Here is a 19,060-nt window from a genome sequence, read left to right on the forward strand (position 1 = left end):
TGAAATGCGCAAGCTGTTCTTCACCACGGGATCGCCGTTCGCCCGCGCCGTGCGCATCGTGCTCGTCGAGAAGGGGCTGGATTTTGAGCGCGAGGAAACCTTCACTACGCCCAGCGTCGAGGAACGCGCGAGGATCACGCCAACCCTTCAGGTGCCTGCCCTGATCGACGGCAAGCTGACGCTATGGGACTCGGCCGTGATTATGGATTACCTCATGTCGGCCTATCCGGTTGCGGCGGCGCCCGAAGGCATGCAGCCCCTGGCCGCCGGTTATGTGCGCTCCGGGGAAGAATGGCATGACAAGCTCGTTCTCGCCACGCTGCAGACCTTAGGCGTGTCGACGACGACGGTGTCGCAGCTGCAATGGTCCGGCATTCGCCATGAAGAAAACAGCCATGCGGCCCGGTGCGCCATTCGCAACCAGCATCTTTTCGATTGGTTCGAGGCTCAGCTCATCGGCACTGCGGACGGCTTTGTCCCTGGCGTGGTATCCGCCCAGGATATCCTGCTCGCCTGCATTTGCCAGTTCATTGAAACTCGCCCGTTGCGGTTGTCCTGGCGCGCTCCGGATCGCCCCAAACTCGCTTCGCTGATCGCTCGCATGGAACAGCGGCCGTCCTTCCAGGAGGAAGCCGCGCTTTGGTGGGAGCCAGGGGTCACTTACGCCACTGCCGCCGAGGTGGAGTGGGCGAAGCGAAAAACCATTTACAGTGGACCTGCCTTCAGCGAGTTGGCGTCACGGCGCGCTGACTAGCGAATTGGGCCCAGGCACCTGACCCAACGCTTCAAGCGCCGTACTCGTCGCCGCTGGATGGATCGTACGGTAAAACCTGCTCATGTTCGTCGGGCTGGTTGCGCGCGACGATGGCTCTCGCGGCTATCGTCGCACTCAGGTTGAATGGCTGATGCGGCACGCCGGGAGGAATAAACAGAAAGTCGCCTGCTTCGGTGATGACCGACTGCCGCAGTCCCGGCCCGTATCGCGTCTCGACGCGCCCCTCCAGCATGTAGATTCCGGTCTCATAACCGCTGTGCACGTGCGGTTCGGCGTGCCCGCCTGGCGGGACGACGACGAGGTACATCGACAGGCCTTTCGCCCCCGCGCTGATGGCGGAAATGCCCACGAAGTAAGGCAGACGCTGGCTCGTTGCCATTTCCCGGCCGGGGCGCACCTTGACCAGGGCCGTGCCCGCGTTATCCGAACTGTCTTGCATGTGGGCTCCTCCTGGCTTCGCTTCGCTGTCGCGGCGTGGCTACGGCGCGGTGGCATTGCCGTTGCGACCGGTCTCCTACACCTTATTCTGCCGGCGCCGCCGTTTCAACCAGGTTCGGTTTCGCGCGGCAGCCGGGAAGGAAGCGGGGGTGGAAGCGAGCGGGAACTTTGCCAATGGGTCGACTGTGCAGGGTCCGCCGTGCTGGAAATGCAACTGTCAGCCGAACTGCCTGCCAGCTCGTCCGGCCTGGACCGCCAGGCTGCATCCTCGTCCGGCGCAGGCAAATCCCGCACAAAGGCAGCGAACGTATCCGGACAGACTGCGTCAATGCGGCGCCGGGCACGCGTGTTGCGGCCAGAGGATTTCAAACGCCTCGGCGTCATCGCCACCCCTTCAAACTCCGGATCCGCGTTGATCTCGTCGAGAAGTGGCACGGGAACGAGCCCAAGGTTGGTTCTTCCGGTTGTTGCCCCGACGCTTGCGAAGCCTACGCTTCCATCCGGGAAGAACTCCAGCTTCCGGGACTCGAAGCGCTTGCTATTGAGCTCCGACACAAGGCGAACCGGCTCCGAGGAAAACTCGTGCCTCCAGATGACGTCGATGTATTCCACGCAAATCCCCCTTGGCGAAATGCAATCCAGTCCTTGCTGGTCGTTTTTGATCGTTACGGGTACGAATGCAGGTACGCCAGCAGGTCCTCGATCTGCCGCTCGTTGCCGAGTCCCCAAAAACGCATCTTGGTACCGGGCACAACCTTGCCCGGCGACCTGAGAAAATCGCTCAGCGTCTTTTCAGACCATACGATCCCCGATTTCTTCATTGCCGGAGAGTAGGTGTAGTCGTTGGTTCCTCCGGCGGTCCTGCCAAAGATGGCATTGAGCTGGGGACCAAACGCACCGCGCGCGGATGGCCCGACGCTGTGGCAAGAGGCGCATCTCGTGGCGAACAACGCCTTTCCGGCCTGTACATCCCCGGCAGCGTGCGCCGATGTTTGGATGGCTAGTGCCAGAGTCAACAATGCGGCTGTTTTCATGGCGCTTGTTCGGAATAGGAGAGGCGCAGCATTATATAGCGCCTCCTGGCGCCGGAAAGAGCGCGTGCCGCGGACGCAGTATCAATGCAGCGCTTGCGTGGCCAGCGTCCGCTCAGGTGGAGACCAGGCCTCAGTCATCCCGCGTCAACACTTCGAGCAGCTCGATCTCGAAGACCAGGTTCGAGTTCGGCTTGATGGGAACCCCGACTTGTCTCTCGCCATAGGCGAGATGGGCCGGCACATGAAGCTTGCGCTTGCCGCCGACTTTCATGCCCATCAGTCCGATATCCCAGCCTTTGATGACGCGCCCGGTTCCGATGACGCACCGGAAAGGCTTGCCGCGATCATGGGAGGAGTCGAATTTGGTGCCGTCCTCCAGGTAGCCGGTGTAGTGGGTGGTGATCAGGGCGCCCTTGACCACCTCTTTGCCGTCGCCGGGCCGGATATCTTCAACTTGTAGTTCGCTGCTCATCGGTTGCACTCGTTCATGGTCTGAGGAGGCAGAGTTTACAGCGACCGTGCCGCCGCGCTATCGCTGTTCGGGAGGGATCGTCCCGATGACTGCGGAAAACCGCGCATGAGCAGAAGGATCTACCGGCCTGTGCCTGACCTTGGTGCTGGCGGGATCCTTGCCGAGGAAGTTGTCGTTCTTCCAGTTCTTCGACGGCCTGACCGGCCTTGGCGCGAAGCCGCCTCCACAATTCGGGCAGACATTGCCCAGGACATCGTCCACGCATCCAGCGCAGAATGTGCATTCATAGCTACAGATGCGTGCTTCCAGCGAAGCTGGCGGCAGCGCCTTGTTGCAGTGCTCGCAGGTTGGCCTGAGTTCCAGCATGTTCCCTTCCTCCGTATCGATAGCCGCGTTAGCCGTGATAGCCGAAGCGGTAAATCCGCTGCCATACTAACCACAAGCAAGATTGGCTGCTATTCGAAAAAAGGACAAGCATGGAAAAAAATCTGCCATGAAGCGTATCTTCCTTGTACTCCCGCCGAAGGTGCATATCCTCGATCTCGGCGGGCCGATGCAGGTACTCGGCTCGGTGGCTGCGCTTGGCATCTCGCCGCTCGAACTGGTCTGCGTGGGGCCGCTGAAGGAACTGACAAGCTTCCAGGGCCTGGCGATCAGCGCGGTGCGGCCCTTGCCGGCGCGGCTGGTGGCCGGCGATGTCGTCATTGTGGTGGGTTTCAAGCTGGCGGTTAGCGCGCTGTCCACGCCGGAACAGCAGCAGATCGTCCGTTGGCTGCAAACCGTGGCGAAGCCCCGGCTCGGCGAGATCACGCTTGCCAGTGTCTGCACCGGCGCTTTCCTGCTCGGGGAGGCCGGCCTGCTCGACGGCCGCAACTGCACCACGCACCATGATCACCTGGCGCGGCTGCAGCAGCGCCATCCGCTGGCCCGCGTGCTGTCCAACCGGCTGCTGGTCGACGATGGCGTGCTGATCACCTCGGCGGGTGTCACGGCGGGCATCGACCTCGCGCTGCACCTGATCCGGCATCGGTTCGGCGCGGCCGCCGCGATCCGCGTCGCGCGGGAGAACGTGGTCCCGTTCCGCCGGCTGGCGCAGGACCCGGCGCTCGACGCGCCGCTGCGCTACCGCGATCACCATCATCCGGTCGTCCATGCCGTGCAGGACTTCCTGACCGGGCGGCCCGCCAGCGCGTTGCTATATCGCGAACTGGCCGAACGCTTCGCGTTGAGCTATCGGCATCTGGCCAGGCTGTTCCAGCAGGAGTGCGGCGTTACCCTCAAGCAATACCAGCAGCAGCTACGGCTCGATCTGGCGCGCCGGCTGTTGAAGGACAGCGACTGGGCCGTGGAGCTCGTTGCCGAGCGTTGCGGCTTTGCCAGTCCGCAGGCCTTCCGCGCGGCGTGGCGGCAGGAGGAGCCGGTTGCGCCCTCGCTCTGGCGGGCGCGACCTTGACGCCGCCTGGCTTATGGCGCGCCGTGCTCGCCCAGTGCCGGAACGTGGTCGTCGCTTGCCGGCAAGCCAAGGGAGAATTTGACGGGGAAGCCGAGCGTGATGGCTTGCTCCCCCGGCAACGCACGGATCATGCCGCGTGCCTGCACATGCGGGTCGGCAAACAGCTCCTGCGCGCTTAGCGATGGGGAAAAGGGAAGGTCCAGCGCAGCGAAGGCGTCGGCCCACTCCGCGAGCGTTCGCGTCAGGAAGATGCCTGTGAGCAGGCCGTTCACTTCTGGCTTGTGCTGCTGTCGGCCCGCGCGGGAACTGAACCGGGCATCGAGCAGCGCCGGGAACGCGGCGCCAAGGGCATCGCACAGGTTCAGCCAGAACTTGTTTTCGAGGATGCCCATGGCAAGGTGCCGGCCATCGCGCGTCTCGAAGATATCGTTGTCCGGCATCACGGTGGGCGATTCATGGGGGCGATCCTCGTAGCCGCGCGCGGCCCATGCGCCATGCGCGGTCCAGGACAGGATGGCATCATGGATCGAGACATCGAGATGCTGGCCGTGGCCATTCTGGCGCGCGCTCATGATGGCTACCGCCAGCGAGAGCGCGGCGTAGCCCGAGGCCGCGTAGTCGGAGACGCGGGCACGCGGGCGGGAGACCTTGTCCGCCACCTGGACCGGGACGGACCAGTAGCCCGCCAGGGCGAGATAGTTCAGGTCGTGGCCGGCGTGGTCGGCATAGGGGCCGGTCTGGCCGAAGCCGGAGATGGAGCACAGCACGATGGCGGGATTCACTTCCGCGAGCGTGTCATAGCCCAGGCCGAGGCGCTGCATCACGCCGGGCCGGAAGCCTTCGACAACGGCGTCCGCATCCCGCACCAGGCCGAGGAATGCGGTACGCCCTTCCGCGGATTTCAGGTCGAGCGCGATGGATTGCTTGCCGCGATTGAACTGGGCAAACACCGCGGGGCCGAGCTGCCGGGAGGTGTCGCCGATGCCCGGCTGCTCCACCTTGATGACATCCGCGCCGAGTTGCAGGAGCAGACTGGTGGCGTGCGGGCCAGGCAGCAACTGGCTGACATCGATGATCTTGACGTCCTTGAGGCAGGACCACTCTGGATTCATGGTGCTTTCCGGGTGAGGTGGATTCAGCTTACGTCGCCGTTCATGCCGATCGAGCGGATCAGCGTGCCGTAGCGGGCGCTGTCGGCGGCTACCGTTGCGTTGAACTGGGCCGGGGAGACGCTGCGGCGCAACTCGCCCGCGTTGGCCTTGATCTGGGCATCGAGGCGCCCGCTGGCCTGCAGTTCGCTGACGGCGGCAAAGAGCCGCTGGGTGAGTTCGGCGGGAAGGCGCGCGGGGGCAAACAGGCCGGTCCAGTTGTCGAGGACGAAGCCGGGCGGCATGGCCTCGGCAAACGTCGGTACCTCAGGGAAATAAGCCGAGCGCGCGGATGACGACACCGCCAGCGCCCGGACCTGCCCGTTGCGCAGGTATTGAGTCGCGGTACTCAGCACGGGCATGCCGAACTGGGTCTGGCCGCTGAGCATGGAGGCAATGATCTCCGTCGCACCCTTGTACGGGATATGGACGGCTTCGGTGCCGGTCTGGTGCAGCAGGGCTTCGACGGCCAGATGCGCGATGCTGCCTTTGCCGCCCGATCCGTAGTTGAGCTTGCCGGGGGCGCGCTTCATCGCGGCGATCAGGTCACCCGCGGTCTTGTAGGGCGCATCCGCGGGCACCACGAGCGCGGTCGGCCCGCCGGAGATCGCCGCGATGGAAGTGAAATCGTGCGCGGGATCGTATGGCATGTTGCGATACATATGCACATTGATGACATGCGTATTCGCGAGAATGCCGAGCGTGTATCCGTCCGCCGCGGCGCGCTTCAGGGCGCCGGCGCCGATGATGCCGCCGGCGCCGGGCATGTTCTCGACCACCAGCGGCTGACCCAGCTGCCGCCCCAGTTCGGCCGCCAGCGTCCGCGCGATACTGTCGGGGGCGCTGCCTGCCAGGAACGGGACGATCAGGCGGAGGGGACGGTTGGGATAGGACGCGGCGGCGCGCGCCGGGGCCAGCATGCTGCTCAAGGCGGCCGCGCTTGCCGCGGCAAGCCAGGTTCGGCGGTTCATGGGTTGTCTCCTTTTTGGGGCCGCGCAGTCTTGCCGCGCCGGCTCGTCAATGCTTGCTTGTGCCTGCCCGCTCAAGCTTGCGCCTGCATGGGCTCGAGAATCGCCCGGGCGATGGTATTGCGCTGGATCTCGCTGGTGCCGGTGAAGATCCGGAACATGCGCAGCTTGCGGAAAGCCTGCTCGACCGGATGCCCTCGGGTGACACCGACATTGCCGTGGATCTGCACGGCTTTGTCGGCTACTTCGAAGCAGCGCTCGGAGATATAGAGCTTGCAGGCCGCGGCCTTCATGCGCAGGTCGGCACCGCTATCGGCCAGCGCCGCCGTCTGCGCGATCATGCTCTCGCAAGCCCACAGCGCGGCGGCCATGTCCGCCAGCATGTGCTGGATTGCCTGGAAGCGCGCAATGGGTCCGCCGAACTGGCGCCGCTTGCCGGCGTATTCGAGCGAGGCTTGATAGGCCGTGGTGGCCAGCCCCAGCATGGTAGGGCAGTGCAGCAGCCGGTTGACGTTGATGCGCGACATGCCGAGCTTGAAGCCGTTGCCTTCTCCGCCAAAGATATTGGCGCGCGGCACCTGTACATTGGTGAACTCGATATCCGCATCGATATGCTGGCCCGACATCGGCACGTATTCGGTACTGACCTTGACGCCGGGCAGGTCCAGGTCGATCAGCACGGCCGTGATGGCCGGCGGCGAGGCTGTGGCATCGGTCACGCACATGACGATGGCGAAATCGGCGAATGGCGCACCGCTGATGTAGTGCTTGCGGCCATTGACGACCAGCTCGTCGCCATCCGCCACGGCGGTGGTCGAGATGCTCTGGGCGTCCGAGCCGGAATGCGGCTCGGTGAGGGCAAAGCAGGTCGACTTCTCGCCCCGGATCACCGGCTGGAAGTAGCGCGCGAGCTGTTCGGGCGTCGCGTACTTGAGCATATTGCCGACGCGCGGCGGGCCGCCCAGGTCCCCCAGCACATGCGGCGCCAGCGCGGCGCCGCTGGCGGCCAGGTCCGCTTTCAGCGCGCACTGCTCGGCGATGTTCAGGCCCTTGCCGCCGAGCTGGACCGGCAGGCAGGCGGCATAGAGCCCCAGCTCGCTGGAACGGCGCCACACGCCGCGCAGCACATCCCTGGGCCAGGCGTCTTCCGAGCCGAGGCCAAGTTCCCGCTCCAGCGGCAGCAATTCCTCGTCGATATAGCGGCGGATCGCGGCGCGGGTCTCGATGAGCGTGGGGTTGGTCAGATGGTCGAACATGGCGATTCTCCTTAATTCACGCGGCGGGACACGCCTTGCCAGTACGGCTCGCGTACCAGTTTCCGGGCAAGTTTTCCGCTGGCGTTCTTGGGCAGGTCGGCAACGAAGTCGATGGATCGCGGCGACTTGTAGTCCGCGATCCGTGCGCGGCAGTGCGCGATGAGGTCGTCGGCGCTGGCTTGCCGGCCGGGCCTGAGCGCGACGACAGCCTTGACGCTTTCGCCCCATGTGTCGTCGGGCACGCTGATCACGCAGGCTTCCATCACGTCGGGGTGCAGGTACAGGGTAGCTTCGACCTCGGTCGGGTACACATTGAAGCCGCCGGAGATGATCATGTCCTTCTTGCGGTCGACCAGATAGATGTAGCCTTGCTCGTCGACACGGGCCAGGTCGCCCGTGCGCAGCCAGCCGTCGGCAAGCGCCTCGCGCGTCAGCGCCGGCTCGCCCCAGTAACCCTGGAACACATCCTCACCGCGGATCACCAGTTCGCCGATTTCGTCACCGCTCACTTCACGTCCCCGCTCGTCGACCACGCGCACTTCCGTCTCACCGAGTGCCCGGCCGCAGGACGCCAGCCGCTCGGGCCGGTGCGCCATTGCCTCGGCATGGTCGGCTGTGGAGAGGCGGGTCACGCCGGAGGTGGACTCGCTCGCCCCGTAGCCTTGCGAGAGGATGGGGCCGATACGCTCCCATGCCTCGCGGATACGGGCCGGCGCCATTGGCGCGGCGCCGTAGGCCAGCGTCTTGAGGCTGCTCAGGTCGGCGCTGGCCAGGGTTGGCTCGGCCAGCAGCATGTTGATCATGGCCGGCACCATGAACACATGGGTGATGCGCAGCCTGGCTACTTCCGCCAGGAAATGCGCGGGCTCGAATTTGTCGAACAGGACCAGGGTCGCGCCGGTGTACAGGTAGGGCTGCATCAACATGCCGGAGGCGTGCGTGACCGGCCCGATCAACGCCAGGCGATCGCCGGGCCGGGCGGGTTTGTCCATGCCGAGCAGCATCTTGCGCAGCGCCGCGAGGCGGTTGCCGTAGCTCTGCATAGCCGCCTTGATCTTGCCGGTGGAGCCCGACGAGAAATGCAATACGGCGAGGTCATCGGAGAGCGGCGCGGCATCGACGGGTGCATCGCTTGCGCCCGCCAGGAGGGACTCGTAGTTGGCATAGCCTGCCGCGGGGCCGCCGATGGCGATGAAGGTCTCCACCGACCCGAAGCCCGCGGTTGCCGGGGAGTAGCCGGTATAGCCCGGCCCCGCGATCATGACCCGGGGCGTGCAGTTCTCCGCGACATCCGAGGCTTCCGCGGCGGTGAAGCGCGGGTTCAGCGCCGCCTTGACGAGGCCGGCCTTATACAGGGCGCACTCGATCTCGACCAGTTCCGTACGGTTGCGAGACTGAATCGCCACGCGGTCGCCCTTGACCAGGCCGAGGCCCAGCAGCGCATTGGCCAGGCGGTTGGAGCGCTCGTCCAGCTGGCGGTAGGTCAGGACCCGGTCCTGGTAGAGGACCGCGGCGTGGTCCCCCCAATAGCGCGCGGCGCGGCGCAGGAAGAAAGCGAAACCCATTTTGTGTCTCCGTGGTGATTCCTGGCCGTAGTCTGTAAGATGCGTGGCATCACCACAATGCCGCACTGGCTATAAAGACATAACCAACAGGAATGTCGAAATGGAGACAAGGGATCTTGAGTACGTGCTGGCCGTGGATGCCCACGGCGGCATCGGCCGCGCCGCGGAGTCGCTGGGCATCAGCCAGCCGGCCCTGACCAAGGCGGTGCAGCGGGTGGAAGGGCAGATCGGCCTGCCCCTGTTCGAGCGCACGGTTCACGGCATGACCCCGACGCAGGCCGGCGCGCAGTTTATCGAACGCGCCCGGAGAATCCGGCTGGAGTACGAGGATGCGCTCAAGGAGATGCAAGGCATTCGGACCGGCGAGCAGGGCATCCTGCGCCTGGGCTATTCGCCTTCCATACCCAACGCGCTCTTCCTGGGCGCCTGCCGCCAGCTTGTGAAGGAGCGGCCGGTTGCCAGGCTTCGCCTGCGCAGGCGCATGGCGCGGGAACTGATGGATCTGCTGCTGGCGGGCGAACTGGACCTTGCCGTCGCGCCGATGCAGAAGCAGCGCGCGAGCGAGTTCGCGGTGGAGGAGTTGTTCGACGACCGCCTTGTCGTCGTGGCTGATGACGCGCACCCGCTGCTGCGCCGGCGCAAGGTGAGGCTGGCGGATCTGGTGGGCCAGGAATGGTTGCTTCCCGCGCCGCATATCGCCCTGCGGCAGCAGGTCGACGCGGCCTTTCGCAAGCAGGGGCTCGCCGAGCCGAACTTGCGGATCGAGACCGATTTTGGCAGCGCTTCGTTGTTCCAGCTGGTGAGGGGCACGCAGATGTTGAGCGTGTCGGGCGGGGATTCGGAGGCGATGCAGATTGGCCTGCGGCCGTTGAACCTGGGGCTTGAAGAGCTGGATCTGCGCCGGCGCGTGGGGGTGATCTCGCGGGCCGGGGCTTATCTTTCGCCGCTTGCGCAGCGGATGACGGTGTTGCTGCGGGAGCAAAGCGGTCAGGGGGGGAATCGTTAGGTGGTTGCGGGGCGGGGGATCCGGGCCGCATGGCGGCCGACCGCCGAGTATGGAAAGCGCGCGCAGCGCCGCGAACCGAAGGTTTCGTCTTAGCTTACAAGGCGCACGCGCAAGGCAGGGAGCAAGGCACGGGGACTAGGACTGCCTCTCGGCCGCAGCCGGGTTCGGCCCGGTGCCGGCAGCCGGCGCCGCCTGCGTGGACCGGTAGCTGTACGCAAGCGCCAGCAGGATGACGATTGGTACCGCCAGGCACCAGAAGGACGCAAACACGTAGGCATAGGCGCCGGACACGGCCCCGGCGGCGAATGCGCCGATGGCGGGGACCATCTTGCGCAGCCGGTTCTTCGCGGGCGCGGTCTTGTCGGCCGGACCGCGCGCGAGTTCGACCAGGTCGATGATGACCTGCGTGCTGTTGCCCGTCATGATGGTGGTCGGCACATGGTCGGTCAGCACGATGCGCGACTGCGCGTTCTGGACCGCCATCGCGGCCACGCCCAGCATGCCGGTTGCGATGGCGGAGGGCATGTCGGGCGAGGTGACGGGCGAGGCCAGGCAGCCGGCTAGCATGAACAAGGCCAGCAGCACCCCCTGCGTGACCAGCAGCGGCGGGAGCGGCGGCTTGCCGCGCGCCAGCATGGCGTCGATCGCGATCTTGGTAGCCGCCACCGACAGGGCGAACACGGGCAACGCCAGCATCTTGGCCGCCACGCCGGTGGTCGAGTGCGCCAGTTCCACGCCGACCATGACAAAGTTGCCGGTCACGTGCGCGGTGAACAGCCCGAACAGCGCGATAAAGCCGACCACGTCGACGTAGCCTGCCACCAGGCTAAGCCAGGCTGCCTTGAGCACGTTGCCGGCGGTTGCCTGGGGTTGCGGCGGCGATTGCGGCATGGTCGGCATGGCGGTCTCATGGTTGTGAAGAGGCGGGCGCTTGACTGTACTACAGCATAGGACGGAACCATTGGTGCGAGGGTCTAAGCGCCAGCATCGCTCCCTCCGTACAGGAGCCGTACCCGCCGCTCAGGGCAGCGTGGTGCCTTGATCCGCCTGCCAGACCGCGTTGCAAATTTCCTTGATTTTTTCAAAAGCTGGCCCATAATGCGGAGGTCTTGCAAACGTTTGCATAACCCAAAGCGAGAGAGACGCATATGGAGACGATACTTGCCCCGAGGCCTGGCCAGGGCCTTGCCGTGGTGGACGATGAACACACGCTCAGCCAGCTGGTGAAGCAGGCCATGCACGATACCGCCGACCCGCGCCTGCGCCAGGTCGTCGACGCGCTGGTCGATCATCTGCACGCCTTCCTGCGGGAGGTGCGCCCGAGTGACGAGGAGTTCGAGTTCGGGCTGCGCTACCTCGCAGCGCTTGGCCACGCCACCAACGCCACCAACAATGAAGTCGTGCTGGCGGCGGATGTGCTGGGGTTGTCGACGCTGGTCACGCTGATGAACAACGGCACCACCGGTGGCCGCACGCCGGGCGCGCTGCTCGGGCCGTTCTATCGCGGCGGCGCGCCGTCCTACGACTGCGGGGATTGCGTGGTGCAAGGCGAAACGCCGGGCCTGCCGCTGTTCGTAACGGGGCAGGTGCGCAACATCGCGGGCGAGCCGCTGGCGGGCGCGCTGGTGGAGGCCTGGCAGGCATCGCCGGTCGGCCTCTACGACAACCAGGATCCATCGCAGCCCGACAAGAACCTGCGCGGCGCTTTTCGCACCGATGCGAACGGCCGCTTCCACTTCCGTTCCGTGCGCCCGGCGGGCTATCCCGTGCCCACCGATGGGCCCGTCGGCAAGCTGCTGGCCGAACAGAACCGCCATCCGTACCGCCCCGCGCATATTCATTTCATCGCGGCCGCGCCGGGCTATCGCACGCTGGTGACGCAGGTGTTCGCGGATGACTCCGAACACCTGGAATCGGACGTGACCTTCGGCGTGCACCGCGAACTCGTCGGTCACTTCCGCCGCGTGGACGAAGGCGCCAGCCCGTGGGGCGGACTCTCCGCGCCGTTCTACACGCTCGACTTCAACTTCGTGCTGGAGCCCGGCGAGCAGACTTTCCCGACGCCTCCCATCGACTGATTACCAACGACAGAAGAACTCAAGATGGCAATTCCAGATCAAGCAGTGATGCCGCAGCTTGCCGGCAAGGTAGCCGTCATCCTTGGCGGCACGGGCGGCATCGGCATGGCCACGGCACGCAAGCTGGCAAGCCTCGGTGCCAGTGTCGTGCTGGTCGGCCGCAAGGCGGAGACGGCCGCGCGCGCCGTGGCCGGACTGCCGGCGGGCAATCACCACGCTGCCGTGGCGGAGGTCAGCGACTCGGCCTCGCTCACGCGCCTTGCCGATGAAGTCCAGCGCAAGTACGGCCGCATCGACATGCTGGTCAACAGCGCCGGCTTCACCACGGCGATCCCGCATGGCGACCTGGACACGCTGGACGACGCGCTCATCGACCAGATGTTCGCCGTCAACTGGCGCGGGCAGTTCGCCGCGATCCGCGCGATGGCCTCGCACCTGAAGGCCACCGGGGAAGGGCTGGTGGTCAACGTGGGATCGATCGCTGGGCGCACCGGCATGGGCAGCAATGTCGCGTACTGCGCGGTGAAGGCGGGGCTCGACATGATGGCCGTCTCGCTGGGCCGCGCGCTGGCGCCGGAGATCCGCGTGCTCAACGTATCGCCCGGCGTGGTGGATACGGATTTCGTGCGGGGGCGCGACAGCGCCTTCAACGAGCGGGCGGCGAAGACCACGCCGCTAAAGCGCATCGGCAAGCCGGACGATGTGGCCGATGCCATTGTTGCCTGTGCTACTTCGCTGCGATTTGCCACCGGCACCACCATCGTGGTCGATGGCGGGCGCCAGCTTGGGTGATTCAGCTCCGCTCGCCCACGCCGTGGGAGAGGGGAGCTACGGCGGCGCGAGATCTCGTTCGACGAGGGGTAGCCCGCACACTGAAGCGCAAAGAACCAGTTTTCAAGACATCAACCCGACCGCCATGCACAGCAGAAATACCATCATCACCTGCGCCGTCACCGGCAACATCGTCACCCCCGAGCAACATCCCGGCTTGCCCGTGACGCCCGCGCAGATCGCCACCGCGGCACTGGAAGCAGCCGAGGCCGGCGCCGCCGCCGCCCACATCCATGTACGCGATCCCGCGACCGGCCGGCCATCGATGGCGCTCGAGTACTACGCCGAGGTCATCGAAGAGATCCGCAAGCGCAACAAGGCACTGATCATCAACCTCACCACCGGCCCCGGCGGACGCTTCGTGCCAGACGACGACGAGCCTCGCCGGGCCGCCGCTGGCACCACGCTGGTTCGTCCGGAGGTGCGCGTGGCGCATATTGCCGCGCTGCGCCCCGATGTATGTTCGCTGGACCTCAACACCATGAACTCCGGCCCCGACGTGGTCATCAACACGCCGAAGAACGTACGCAAGATGGCGGCCGTCATCCGCAGCGCGGGGGTCATGCCTGAGCTTGAGATCTTCGACTCCGGCGACCTCCACATGGCGCGCGACTTCATCAAGGATGGCGTGCTGGACGGTCCCGGCCTCTGGACCTTCGTGCTCGGCGTGAAATACGGTTTCGCGGCCACGCCGGAAACCCTGTTCTATGCCCGCAACATGCTGCCGCCGGGCGCGCACTGGTCGGCCTTCGGCGTCGGGCGCGCGGAGTTTCCGATCGTGGCGCAATCGTGGCTGGCGGGAGGGCATGTCCGGGTCGGCCTGGAAGACAACATCTACCTGGAGAAGGGCGTGCTCGCCCCGGACAACGCCGCGCTGGTCGCCAAGGCGCGGGACATCATCGCGTCGCTGGGCGGCGCAATCGCGTCGCCGCGCGAGGCCCGGGCCACGCTCGGCCTGCGGGCGGCATGAGCGCGAAGGCAATCCTGCCAGCGGCGCTCCTTCATATTGACAACACAACTACCTACAAACGTAACCAGGTGCACGACAAGATGAACACTATCCGCGTTTCCCGCAAGGCCGCAAACATCGACGAGCTGCGGCTCGAGTTCGTCGGAAATCCCAAGCCAACTGCCGCCGCCGGCCAGTGCGTCATCGAGGTGGCCAGTGCCGGCGTCAACCCGAGCGACGTCAAGGCCACGCTGGGACTGATGCCGCACGCCGTGTGGCCGCGCGTGCCTGGCCGCGACTACGCCGGCGTGGTGGTGGACGGGCCCGCGCACCTGCTGGGCAAGGAAGTCTGGGGCAGCGGCGGCGAGCTTGGCATTCGGCGCGACGGCACGCATAGCCGTTACCTGACGCTGGACGCCGCCGCTGTGCGCGAGAAACCTGCCAACGTCCCGCTGCGGGAAGCCGGCGCGGTCGGCGTGCCGTTCGTGACCGCCTACGAAGGCCTGCGGCGCGCCGGCTTGCCGAAGGCGGGCAGCGTGGTGCTGGTCTGCGGCGGCAACGGCAAGGTTGGCCAGGCCACCATCCAGATTGCCACCGCGCTGGGCGCTCATGTATTCGCCGTGGAGCGAGAGGCCGGCCCGTATCGTGGCCACGCAAGCAGCACGGTGCGCATGATGGATGCCAGCCGCGACAACATCGCCGAGCTGGTGCGGGAAGAAACCGACGGCCACGGGGCCGATATCGTCTACAACACGGTCGGCAGCCCGTACTTCGAGCAGGCCAACAAGGCCATGGCGACCGGCGCCGCGCAGATCTTCATCTCGACCATCGACCGCGCCGTGCCGTTCGACATCTTTGCCTTCTACCGCGGCCAGCATACCTATGTGGGCATCGATACGCTGGCGATGGACAGCATCGCATGCGCGGCGGTCTTCGATCAGCTCGCCCCGATGTTCGCGGCGGAGCAGCTCAAGCCCTTCCCGGTGCGCGCCGACTACACCTTTCCGCTGGCCCGTGCTGCCGGCGCGTATCGCGCCGTGCTGCAGGGCGCGCGGGAACGCGTGGTGCTGACGCCGTGAATACGACGCGTTTCGCCACGGCGCCGGCGTATTTCCCGCCCCGGCATGAGGGCATGCGCTGCCTGCGCCTGCAGGGCCACGAGGCAGGCCCGTCCGAGTCGCTCTGGTTAGGCGTCTCGGTCATCCTGCCGGGCGGCCATACCGGGCTGGATGCTTCGCCCCTGGAAAAGCACTACGTGGTGCTGGAGGGAGAGGTAACCATCAGCACCGGGACGGAGGTTGTGCAACTGGCGCAATACGACTCGGTGCGGCTTGCGCCGGGCGAAGCCCGCAAGGTGGAGAATCCAGGGAACCGTCCTGCCATGCTGCTGCTGGCCATGCCCTGTCCGCCATAAACATGCAGATTTTTAGTTTGGATGCAAACGTTTGCATATGCTTCAAATTGACGTGGTGAACCTGACTTGGTGAACCGCGCGTTGCGATCCCGTACCAAGGGGAGGGAACATGGAAGAAGCCCGGAGGCATGGGTGGGAGGATGCGGGCAAGGGTTGTGGCACAGGCGGTGCCGGGCACCGGTGGCTGGCGCTGGTAGCGGTGGCATGCGCTCCGGTGTACGCGCAATCCTCGGTGACGATCTATGGGCGTCTGAATACCAGCATCGAGTATTCGCGTGCCAGCACCGCTACGGACGGTACTTCGCTGGGCGGCATGGGAAGGGTGACCAATAACCGGTCGGTCTTCGGCCTGCGGGGAGAGGAAGGACTCGGCGGAACGCTAAAGGCAATCTGGCAGATCGAAAGCAACCTGTCGCTTGACAACGGGACCGGGCAGATTGCGGGACGGAACTCGCGCATTGGCCTGACCGGCAGCTACGGGACCTTCTTCATGGGGCACTGGACCACGCCGTACACCGAGGCCACCATGGAATACGACCCCTATTACCCGACCACGGCCGGGTATATGGCCCTGATCAGCAACGGCGCGGCATCGACCACGAACAACATCCAGAACCCCAGTTCCTTCGACCGCCGGCAGCAGAACATCGCGCAGTACCGCAGCGCCGAATGGAATGGCTTGCGTGGGGGCGTGGGCTGGGGCGTGCCCGAGGAAAAGCTCACAACGCCGCGCAACCCTGCGCTGTATTCGTTCGCCGCGACCTATGACCGCGGGCCGCTCAATGTGGCGCTGGCCTACGAACTGCACCAGCATTACCAGGCTGCCGGCCGCAACGACGACGCCATCAAGGTCGGGGTGTCGTACCAGTTCCCGACCACCAGGATCGCGGCGGTCTACGAACGGCTGCACTACCGCACCGCCACGGGCGACCTGACACGCAACGGCTACTACACCTCGGTGGTGCAAAAGTTCGGGCCGGGCAGCATAAAACTGGGCTTCACCTTGGCGAGCAACGGTGCTGGCAACGCCACCGAGACGGTGGGGTCCATCAGCAGCGGCGCGGATACCGGCGCAACACAGATCACGATCGGCTACGACTATCCGCTGTCCAAACGCACCGCGCTCTTTACCTACTACAGCCGCATCAATAACAAGAAGAACGCCATCTACGATTTCGCCATCAACGGTCTCGGGGTGTCCGCGGGGGCCGATCCGCAAACTTTCGCGCTTGGCATGCGCCATTACTTCTAACCCTCGAACCTGACCATCGCGCCGCCCAACCGCGGCCGGATTGCGATCCGGCCGGCCACGAGGCGGTGGAGGAGACAAACGTGATTCGAAAGAGCTTGATACGCGCCGCCGTCGCGGCCGGCGTGGCGGGTGCGTTCGCCCTGCCGGGCGTTTCCGGGCAGGCACATGCCCAGCCGGCCAAGTACCCCGCCAAGCCCATCCGGCTGGTGGTGCCATTCTCATCGGGCAGCGCCACCGATATCCTCGCCCGCATCGTCAGCACCAGGCTGGGCGAATCCGGCAGTTACCAGATGATTGTGGAGAACCGGCCCGGTGCCGGCGGCACGCTTGGCGCCGCGCTGGTCGCCAAGGCGGCGCCCGATGGCTACACCCTGATCCTGGTTTCGGTCGGGCATGCCATCAACGCCACGCTGTATCCCAGGCTGCCCTACGACACCGTCAAGGACTTCGCCCCGGTGACGCTGGTGGCGACGGTGCCCAACGTGCTGGTGGTCAACGGCGCCAGCAAGCTGGGCTCGGTCAAGGACGTGGTGGCGGCCGCCAAGGCGAAGCCGGGCGCCATGAACTTCGACTCGGCCGGCTCCGGCAGTTCGACCCACCTGAGCGGCGAGCTGTTCAAGATGGAGGCTGGCGTGGACATCGCGCACATCCCTTACAAGGGCACGGGCGAGGCGCTGACCGATGTCATGGCCGGCCGCGTCGACCTGATGTTTGCGCCCACGGTCTCGGCGATGCCGTTCGTGCGCCAGGGCAAGCTCAAGGCGCTGGCGGTCACCACGCCCCGGCGGGCAACCTCGCTGCCGGACATCCCGACCGTGGCGGAGTCGGGCCTGCCCGGCTATGCATTCGAGTCCTGGTTCGGCGTGCTGGCGCCTGCCGGTACGCCGAAGGAGATCGTTACGGCGCTGAATGGCGAAATCGCGAAAGCGCTAGGCACGCCGGCGGTGCGCGAGCGCCTGCTGGTGCAAGGGGCGGAGCCGCGTACGTCCACGCCGCAGGAGTTCGAGCGCTACATCAAGGCGGAGATCGCCAAGCTGGCGCCGGTGGTCAGGCAGTCGGGCGCGCAGGCTGGCCAGTAGGGCGCCGGCAAGCCGCGGCGGCCTGGGATGGAGGGCGGCTCGGGCGTCTTCGCATAAAATGGCGTGTTCTCATTCACCGCACATCCCAGCCTGCCGTCATGGACCAGCGTAAGCGCATTACCCTCAAGGACCTGGCGGCGAAGGCGGATGTCCATTACTCCACTGTCTCCCGGGTGATGAATGCGTCCACCCGGCACCTGGTCGCCGACGAGGTGGCGGAGCGCATCCTGCGCATGGCGGATGAGCTTGGCTTCCGGCCGAACCGCATCGCCGCCGGCCTGCGCACCAAGCGCTCCGGACTGATCGGCGTGGTGCTGCCGGATATTGCCAATCCCGTCTTTCCACCCATCCTCGCCGGGCTCGAAGGCGTGCTGGCCTCGCAAGGCTATGTGCCCATCGTGGTCAATGTCGGCGCCGACAAGGCGCGGCAGCGCTTCGTCATCGACCAGATGCTCGGGCGTCAGGTCGATGGCCTGATCCTCGCCACCGCCGAGCGCGAGGATCCCGTCCTGGATTACTGCGTCAAGCAGAACATCCCCGTAGTCATGGTCAATCGCGGGGAGGATCTCGACAGGGTGCCCTGCGTGGTCAGCGACAACATGGTGGGGATGCGGCTGGCGGTGGATCACCTCCTTGCGCTGGGCCATCGCCGTATCGGCCATATCGCCGGTCCGGACTCGTTGTCCACCGGGCACCAGCGCAAGCTGGGCTTTATCGAAGCGGTGCGCAAGCACAAGCTGCGCAAGAGCGAATGGATGATCGTGGAAGCGGCGAACTACGGCCGCGAAGCGGGCCGCGAGGCATGCCAGGCGCTGCTCGCGCAGTTTCCCGCCCTGACTGCGATCGCCGCCGGCAACGACCTGGTGGCGCTGGGATGCTACGACTATTTCCGCGAAGCGGGGATCGCCTGCCCTGGCCGGGTCTCGGTGGTTGGCCACAACGATATGCCGTTCGTGGATGCGCTCACGCCGCCGCTCACCACGATCCGCATCGCGGTGCACGAAATGGGGGCGAAGGCTGCTACCTTGCTGCTGGCGCGCATCGAAGGCGCGGGCGCCGAGGCAGCCAGCGTGGTGCTGTGCCCGGAGCTGATCGTCCGCGGCTCGACGGCGCCGCCGGCGGCCTGACGGCCATCAGTCAGGGTTATTCGCCCGGCGGCGCCATGGCAACCTGCCACCGTGGCGGGCTGCCGATGCTGGCGCTCAGATGCTCGCGAAAGGCGCGTACCTTGGCGCTTGCACGCGGCAGCGCGCGCAGCAGGTGGATGCCGGTTTCCGCCTGCGGCGCCAGGCCGTCCAGGTCCACGCTCCGCACGGGATCAAGATGGACTGAGCTTCCTCAG

Annotated in this window: 22 protein-coding genes; 11 read left to right on the forward strand and 11 right to left on the reverse strand. The window is 65.9% G+C overall.

The window, feature by feature from the left end:
• The first annotated feature begins 4 nt into the window (after positions 1 to 4).
• The gene (locus ACZY0R_RS10110) at positions 5 to 754 is read left to right on the forward strand and encodes a glutathione S-transferase family protein (RefSeq protein WP_488858226.1); all 750 of its coding nucleotides are present in this window, start codon (positions 5 to 7) and stop codon (positions 752 to 754) included.
• Positions 755 to 785: 31 nt separating this feature from the next.
• Here the strand turns inward: ACZY0R_RS10110 and ACZY0R_RS10115 are convergent, their stop codons facing one another.
• The 5 genes from ACZY0R_RS10115 to ACZY0R_RS10135 all read right to left on the reverse strand — a co-directional run bounded on the left by ACZY0R_RS10115 (position 786) and on the right by ACZY0R_RS10135 (position 3,085).
• Complete coding sequence (locus ACZY0R_RS10115) at positions 786 to 1,214, reverse strand: cupin domain-containing protein (RefSeq protein ID WP_488858227.1); 429 nt, start codon at positions 1,212 to 1,214, stop codon at positions 786 to 788.
• A gap of 104 nt (positions 1,215 to 1,318) precedes the next feature.
• Positions 1,319 to 1,825, reverse strand: coding sequence for a DUF6881 domain-containing protein (locus tag ACZY0R_RS10120; RefSeq protein WP_488858228.1), 507 nt, complete (start codon positions 1,823 to 1,825; stop codon positions 1,319 to 1,321).
• 53 nt (positions 1,826 to 1,878) lie between these two features.
• Positions 1,879 to 2,247, reverse strand: a complete 369-nt coding sequence (locus ACZY0R_RS10125) for a c-type cytochrome (protein WP_045235803.1) — start codon at positions 2,245 to 2,247, stop codon at positions 1,879 to 1,881.
• A gap of 130 nt (positions 2,248 to 2,377) precedes the next feature.
• A complete protein-coding gene (locus ACZY0R_RS10130; protein ID WP_488858229.1) occupies positions 2,378 to 2,719 on the reverse strand; it encodes an FKBP-type peptidyl-prolyl cis-trans isomerase in 342 nt (113 codons plus the stop codon).
• Positions 2,720 to 2,776: 57 nt separating this feature from the next.
• Positions 2,777 to 3,085: a DUF1272 domain-containing protein gene (locus ACZY0R_RS10135; RefSeq protein WP_488858230.1), complete on the reverse strand. Its 309-nt coding sequence runs from the start codon at positions 3,083 to 3,085 to the stop codon at positions 2,777 to 2,779.
• Positions 3,086 to 3,212: 127 nt separating this feature from the next.
• On the opposite strand from ACZY0R_RS10135, the gene ACZY0R_RS10140 reads away from it, so the two are divergent.
• Positions 3,213 to 4,172 carry a GlxA family transcriptional regulator gene (locus ACZY0R_RS10140; protein WP_488858231.1) on the forward strand — a complete coding sequence of 320 codons (960 nt, stop codon included), beginning with the start codon at positions 3,213 to 3,215 and terminating at the stop codon, positions 4,170 to 4,172.
• Between the two features lie 11 nt (positions 4,173 to 4,183).
• Here ACZY0R_RS10140 and ACZY0R_RS10145 read toward each other — a convergent pair whose 3' ends face one another.
• The 4 genes from ACZY0R_RS10145 to ACZY0R_RS10160 form a co-directional block, all read right to left on the reverse strand.
• Positions 4,184 to 5,284, reverse strand: coding sequence for a CaiB/BaiF CoA transferase family protein (locus tag ACZY0R_RS10145; RefSeq protein WP_488858232.1), 1,101 nt, complete (start codon positions 5,282 to 5,284; stop codon positions 4,184 to 4,186).
• A gap of 23 nt (positions 5,285 to 5,307) precedes the next feature.
• Positions 5,308 to 6,291, reverse strand: a complete 984-nt coding sequence (locus ACZY0R_RS10150; protein WP_488858233.1) for a tripartite tricarboxylate transporter substrate-binding protein — start codon at positions 6,289 to 6,291, stop codon at positions 5,308 to 5,310.
• 71 nt (positions 6,292 to 6,362) lie between these two features.
• A complete protein-coding gene (locus ACZY0R_RS10155) occupies positions 6,363 to 7,544 on the reverse strand; it encodes an acyl-CoA dehydrogenase family protein (RefSeq protein ID WP_488858234.1) in 1,182 nt (393 codons plus the stop codon).
• Positions 7,545 to 7,555: 11 nt separating this feature from the next.
• A complete protein-coding gene (locus ACZY0R_RS10160; RefSeq protein WP_488858235.1) occupies positions 7,556 to 9,109 on the reverse strand; it encodes an AMP-binding protein in 1,554 nt (517 codons plus the stop codon).
• Between the two features lie 100 nt (positions 9,110 to 9,209).
• Between ACZY0R_RS10160 and ACZY0R_RS10165 the strand changes: the two genes are divergently transcribed.
• Positions 9,210 to 10,115 (forward strand): LysR family transcriptional regulator, encoded by a 906-nt coding sequence (locus tag ACZY0R_RS10165; RefSeq protein WP_488858236.1) that lies wholly within the window; start codon positions 9,210 to 9,212, stop codon positions 10,113 to 10,115.
• A gap of 135 nt (positions 10,116 to 10,250) precedes the next feature.
• Here ACZY0R_RS10165 and ACZY0R_RS10170 read toward each other — a convergent pair whose 3' ends face one another.
• Entirely contained in the window at positions 10,251 to 11,015 is a 765-nt protein-coding gene (locus ACZY0R_RS10170) for a YoaK family protein (protein WP_488858237.1), read from the reverse strand.
• A gap of 248 nt (positions 11,016 to 11,263) precedes the next feature.
• Between ACZY0R_RS10170 and ACZY0R_RS10175 the strand changes: the two genes are divergently transcribed.
• The 8 genes from ACZY0R_RS10175 (at position 11,264) to ACZY0R_RS10210 (ending at position 18,845) form a co-directional block, all read left to right on the forward strand.
• Entirely contained in the window at positions 11,264 to 12,193 is a 930-nt protein-coding gene (locus tag ACZY0R_RS10175; RefSeq protein ID WP_488858238.1) for a dioxygenase family protein, read from the forward strand.
• A gap of 24 nt (positions 12,194 to 12,217) precedes the next feature.
• Positions 12,218 to 12,985, forward strand: coding sequence for an SDR family NAD(P)-dependent oxidoreductase (locus tag ACZY0R_RS10180; protein WP_488858239.1), 768 nt, complete (start codon positions 12,218 to 12,220; stop codon positions 12,983 to 12,985).
• 124 nt (positions 12,986 to 13,109) lie between these two features.
• The gene (locus tag ACZY0R_RS10185; RefSeq protein ID WP_488858240.1) at positions 13,110 to 13,994 is read left to right on the forward strand and encodes a beta-keto acid cleavage family enzyme; all 885 of its coding nucleotides are present in this window, start codon (positions 13,110 to 13,112) and stop codon (positions 13,992 to 13,994) included.
• Positions 13,995 to 14,074: 80 nt separating this feature from the next.
• Positions 14,075 to 15,052: a quinone oxidoreductase family protein gene (locus tag ACZY0R_RS10190; protein ID WP_488858241.1), complete on the forward strand. Its 978-nt coding sequence runs from the start codon at positions 14,075 to 14,077 to the stop codon at positions 15,050 to 15,052.
• Entirely contained in the window at positions 15,049 to 15,387 is a 339-nt protein-coding gene (locus ACZY0R_RS10195; RefSeq protein WP_488858242.1) for a cupin domain-containing protein, read from the forward strand. Before ACZY0R_RS10190 ends, ACZY0R_RS10195 begins: the two co-directional genes overlap by 4 nt.
• A gap of 109 nt (positions 15,388 to 15,496) precedes the next feature.
• Complete coding sequence (locus ACZY0R_RS10200) at positions 15,497 to 16,639, forward strand: porin (RefSeq protein WP_488858243.1); 1,143 nt, start codon at positions 15,497 to 15,499, stop codon at positions 16,637 to 16,639.
• Positions 16,640 to 16,761: 122 nt separating this feature from the next.
• Entirely contained in the window at positions 16,762 to 17,718 is a 957-nt protein-coding gene (locus ACZY0R_RS10205) for a tripartite tricarboxylate transporter substrate binding protein (RefSeq protein WP_488859624.1), read from the forward strand.
• 98 nt (positions 17,719 to 17,816) lie between these two features.
• A complete protein-coding gene (locus tag ACZY0R_RS10210; RefSeq protein ID WP_488858244.1) occupies positions 17,817 to 18,845 on the forward strand; it encodes a LacI family DNA-binding transcriptional regulator in 1,029 nt (342 codons plus the stop codon).
• A gap of 16 nt (positions 18,846 to 18,861) precedes the next feature.
• On the opposite strand, the gene ACZY0R_RS10215 is transcribed toward ACZY0R_RS10210, so the two are convergent.
• The gene (locus ACZY0R_RS10215; protein ID WP_488858245.1) at positions 18,862 to 19,023 is read right to left on the reverse strand and encodes a hypothetical protein; all 162 of its coding nucleotides are present in this window, start codon (positions 19,021 to 19,023) and stop codon (positions 18,862 to 18,864) included.
• Positions 19,024 to 19,060 lie beyond the last annotated feature (37 nt).

This window comes from Cupriavidus sp. F041 (assembly GCF_057814235.1).

What these genes read in the sequence shown, in the direction of transcription:
- ACZY0R_RS10110 (WP_488858226.1), top strand. Translation starts at nt 5, where the DNA reads ATGCGCAAGCTGTTCTTCACCACGGGATCGCCGTTCGCCCGCGCCGTG.
- ACZY0R_RS10115 (WP_488858227.1), bottom strand. Translation starts at nt 1,214, where the DNA reads ATGCAAGACAGTTCGGATAACGCGGGCACGGCCCTGGTCAAGGTGCGC.
- ACZY0R_RS10125 (WP_045235803.1), bottom strand. Translation starts at nt 2,247, where the DNA reads ATGAAAACAGCCGCATTGTTGACTCTGGCACTAGCCATCCAAACATCG.
- ACZY0R_RS10130 (WP_488858229.1), bottom strand. Translation starts at nt 2,719, where the DNA reads ATGAGCAGCGAACTACAAGTTGAAGATATCCGGCCCGGCGACGGCAAA.
- ACZY0R_RS10135 (WP_488858230.1), bottom strand. Translation starts at nt 3,085, where the DNA reads ATGCTGGAACTCAGGCCAACCTGCGAGCACTGCAACAAGGCGCTGCCG.
- ACZY0R_RS10140 (WP_488858231.1), top strand. Translation starts at nt 3,213, where the DNA reads ATGAAGCGTATCTTCCTTGTACTCCCGCCGAAGGTGCATATCCTCGAT.
- ACZY0R_RS10145 (WP_488858232.1), bottom strand. Translation starts at nt 5,284, where the DNA reads ATGAATCCAGAGTGGTCCTGCCTCAAGGACGTCAAGATCATCGATGTC.
- ACZY0R_RS10150 (WP_488858233.1), bottom strand. Translation starts at nt 6,291, where the DNA reads ATGAACCGCCGAACCTGGCTTGCCGCGGCAAGCGCGGCCGCCTTGAGC.
- ACZY0R_RS10155 (WP_488858234.1), bottom strand. Translation starts at nt 7,544, where the DNA reads ATGTTCGACCATCTGACCAACCCCACGCTCATCGAGACCCGCGCCGCG.
- ACZY0R_RS10160 (WP_488858235.1), bottom strand. Translation starts at nt 9,109, where the DNA reads ATGGGTTTCGCTTTCTTCCTGCGCCGCGCCGCGCGCTATTGGGGGGAC.
- ACZY0R_RS10165 (WP_488858236.1), top strand. Translation starts at nt 9,210, where the DNA reads ATGGAGACAAGGGATCTTGAGTACGTGCTGGCCGTGGATGCCCACGGC.
- ACZY0R_RS10170 (WP_488858237.1), bottom strand. Translation starts at nt 11,015, where the DNA reads ATGCCGACCATGCCGCAATCGCCGCCGCAACCCCAGGCAACCGCCGGC.
- ACZY0R_RS10175 (WP_488858238.1), top strand. Translation starts at nt 11,264, where the DNA reads ATGGAGACGATACTTGCCCCGAGGCCTGGCCAGGGCCTTGCCGTGGTG.
- ACZY0R_RS10180 (WP_488858239.1), top strand. Translation starts at nt 12,218, where the DNA reads ATGGCAATTCCAGATCAAGCAGTGATGCCGCAGCTTGCCGGCAAGGTA.
- ACZY0R_RS10185 (WP_488858240.1), top strand. Translation starts at nt 13,110, where the DNA reads ATGCACAGCAGAAATACCATCATCACCTGCGCCGTCACCGGCAACATC.
- ACZY0R_RS10190 (WP_488858241.1), top strand. Translation starts at nt 14,075, where the DNA reads ATGAACACTATCCGCGTTTCCCGCAAGGCCGCAAACATCGACGAGCTG.
- ACZY0R_RS10200 (WP_488858243.1), top strand. Translation starts at nt 15,497, where the DNA reads ATGGAAGAAGCCCGGAGGCATGGGTGGGAGGATGCGGGCAAGGGTTGT.
- ACZY0R_RS10210 (WP_488858244.1), top strand. Translation starts at nt 17,817, where the DNA reads ATGGACCAGCGTAAGCGCATTACCCTCAAGGACCTGGCGGCGAAGGCG.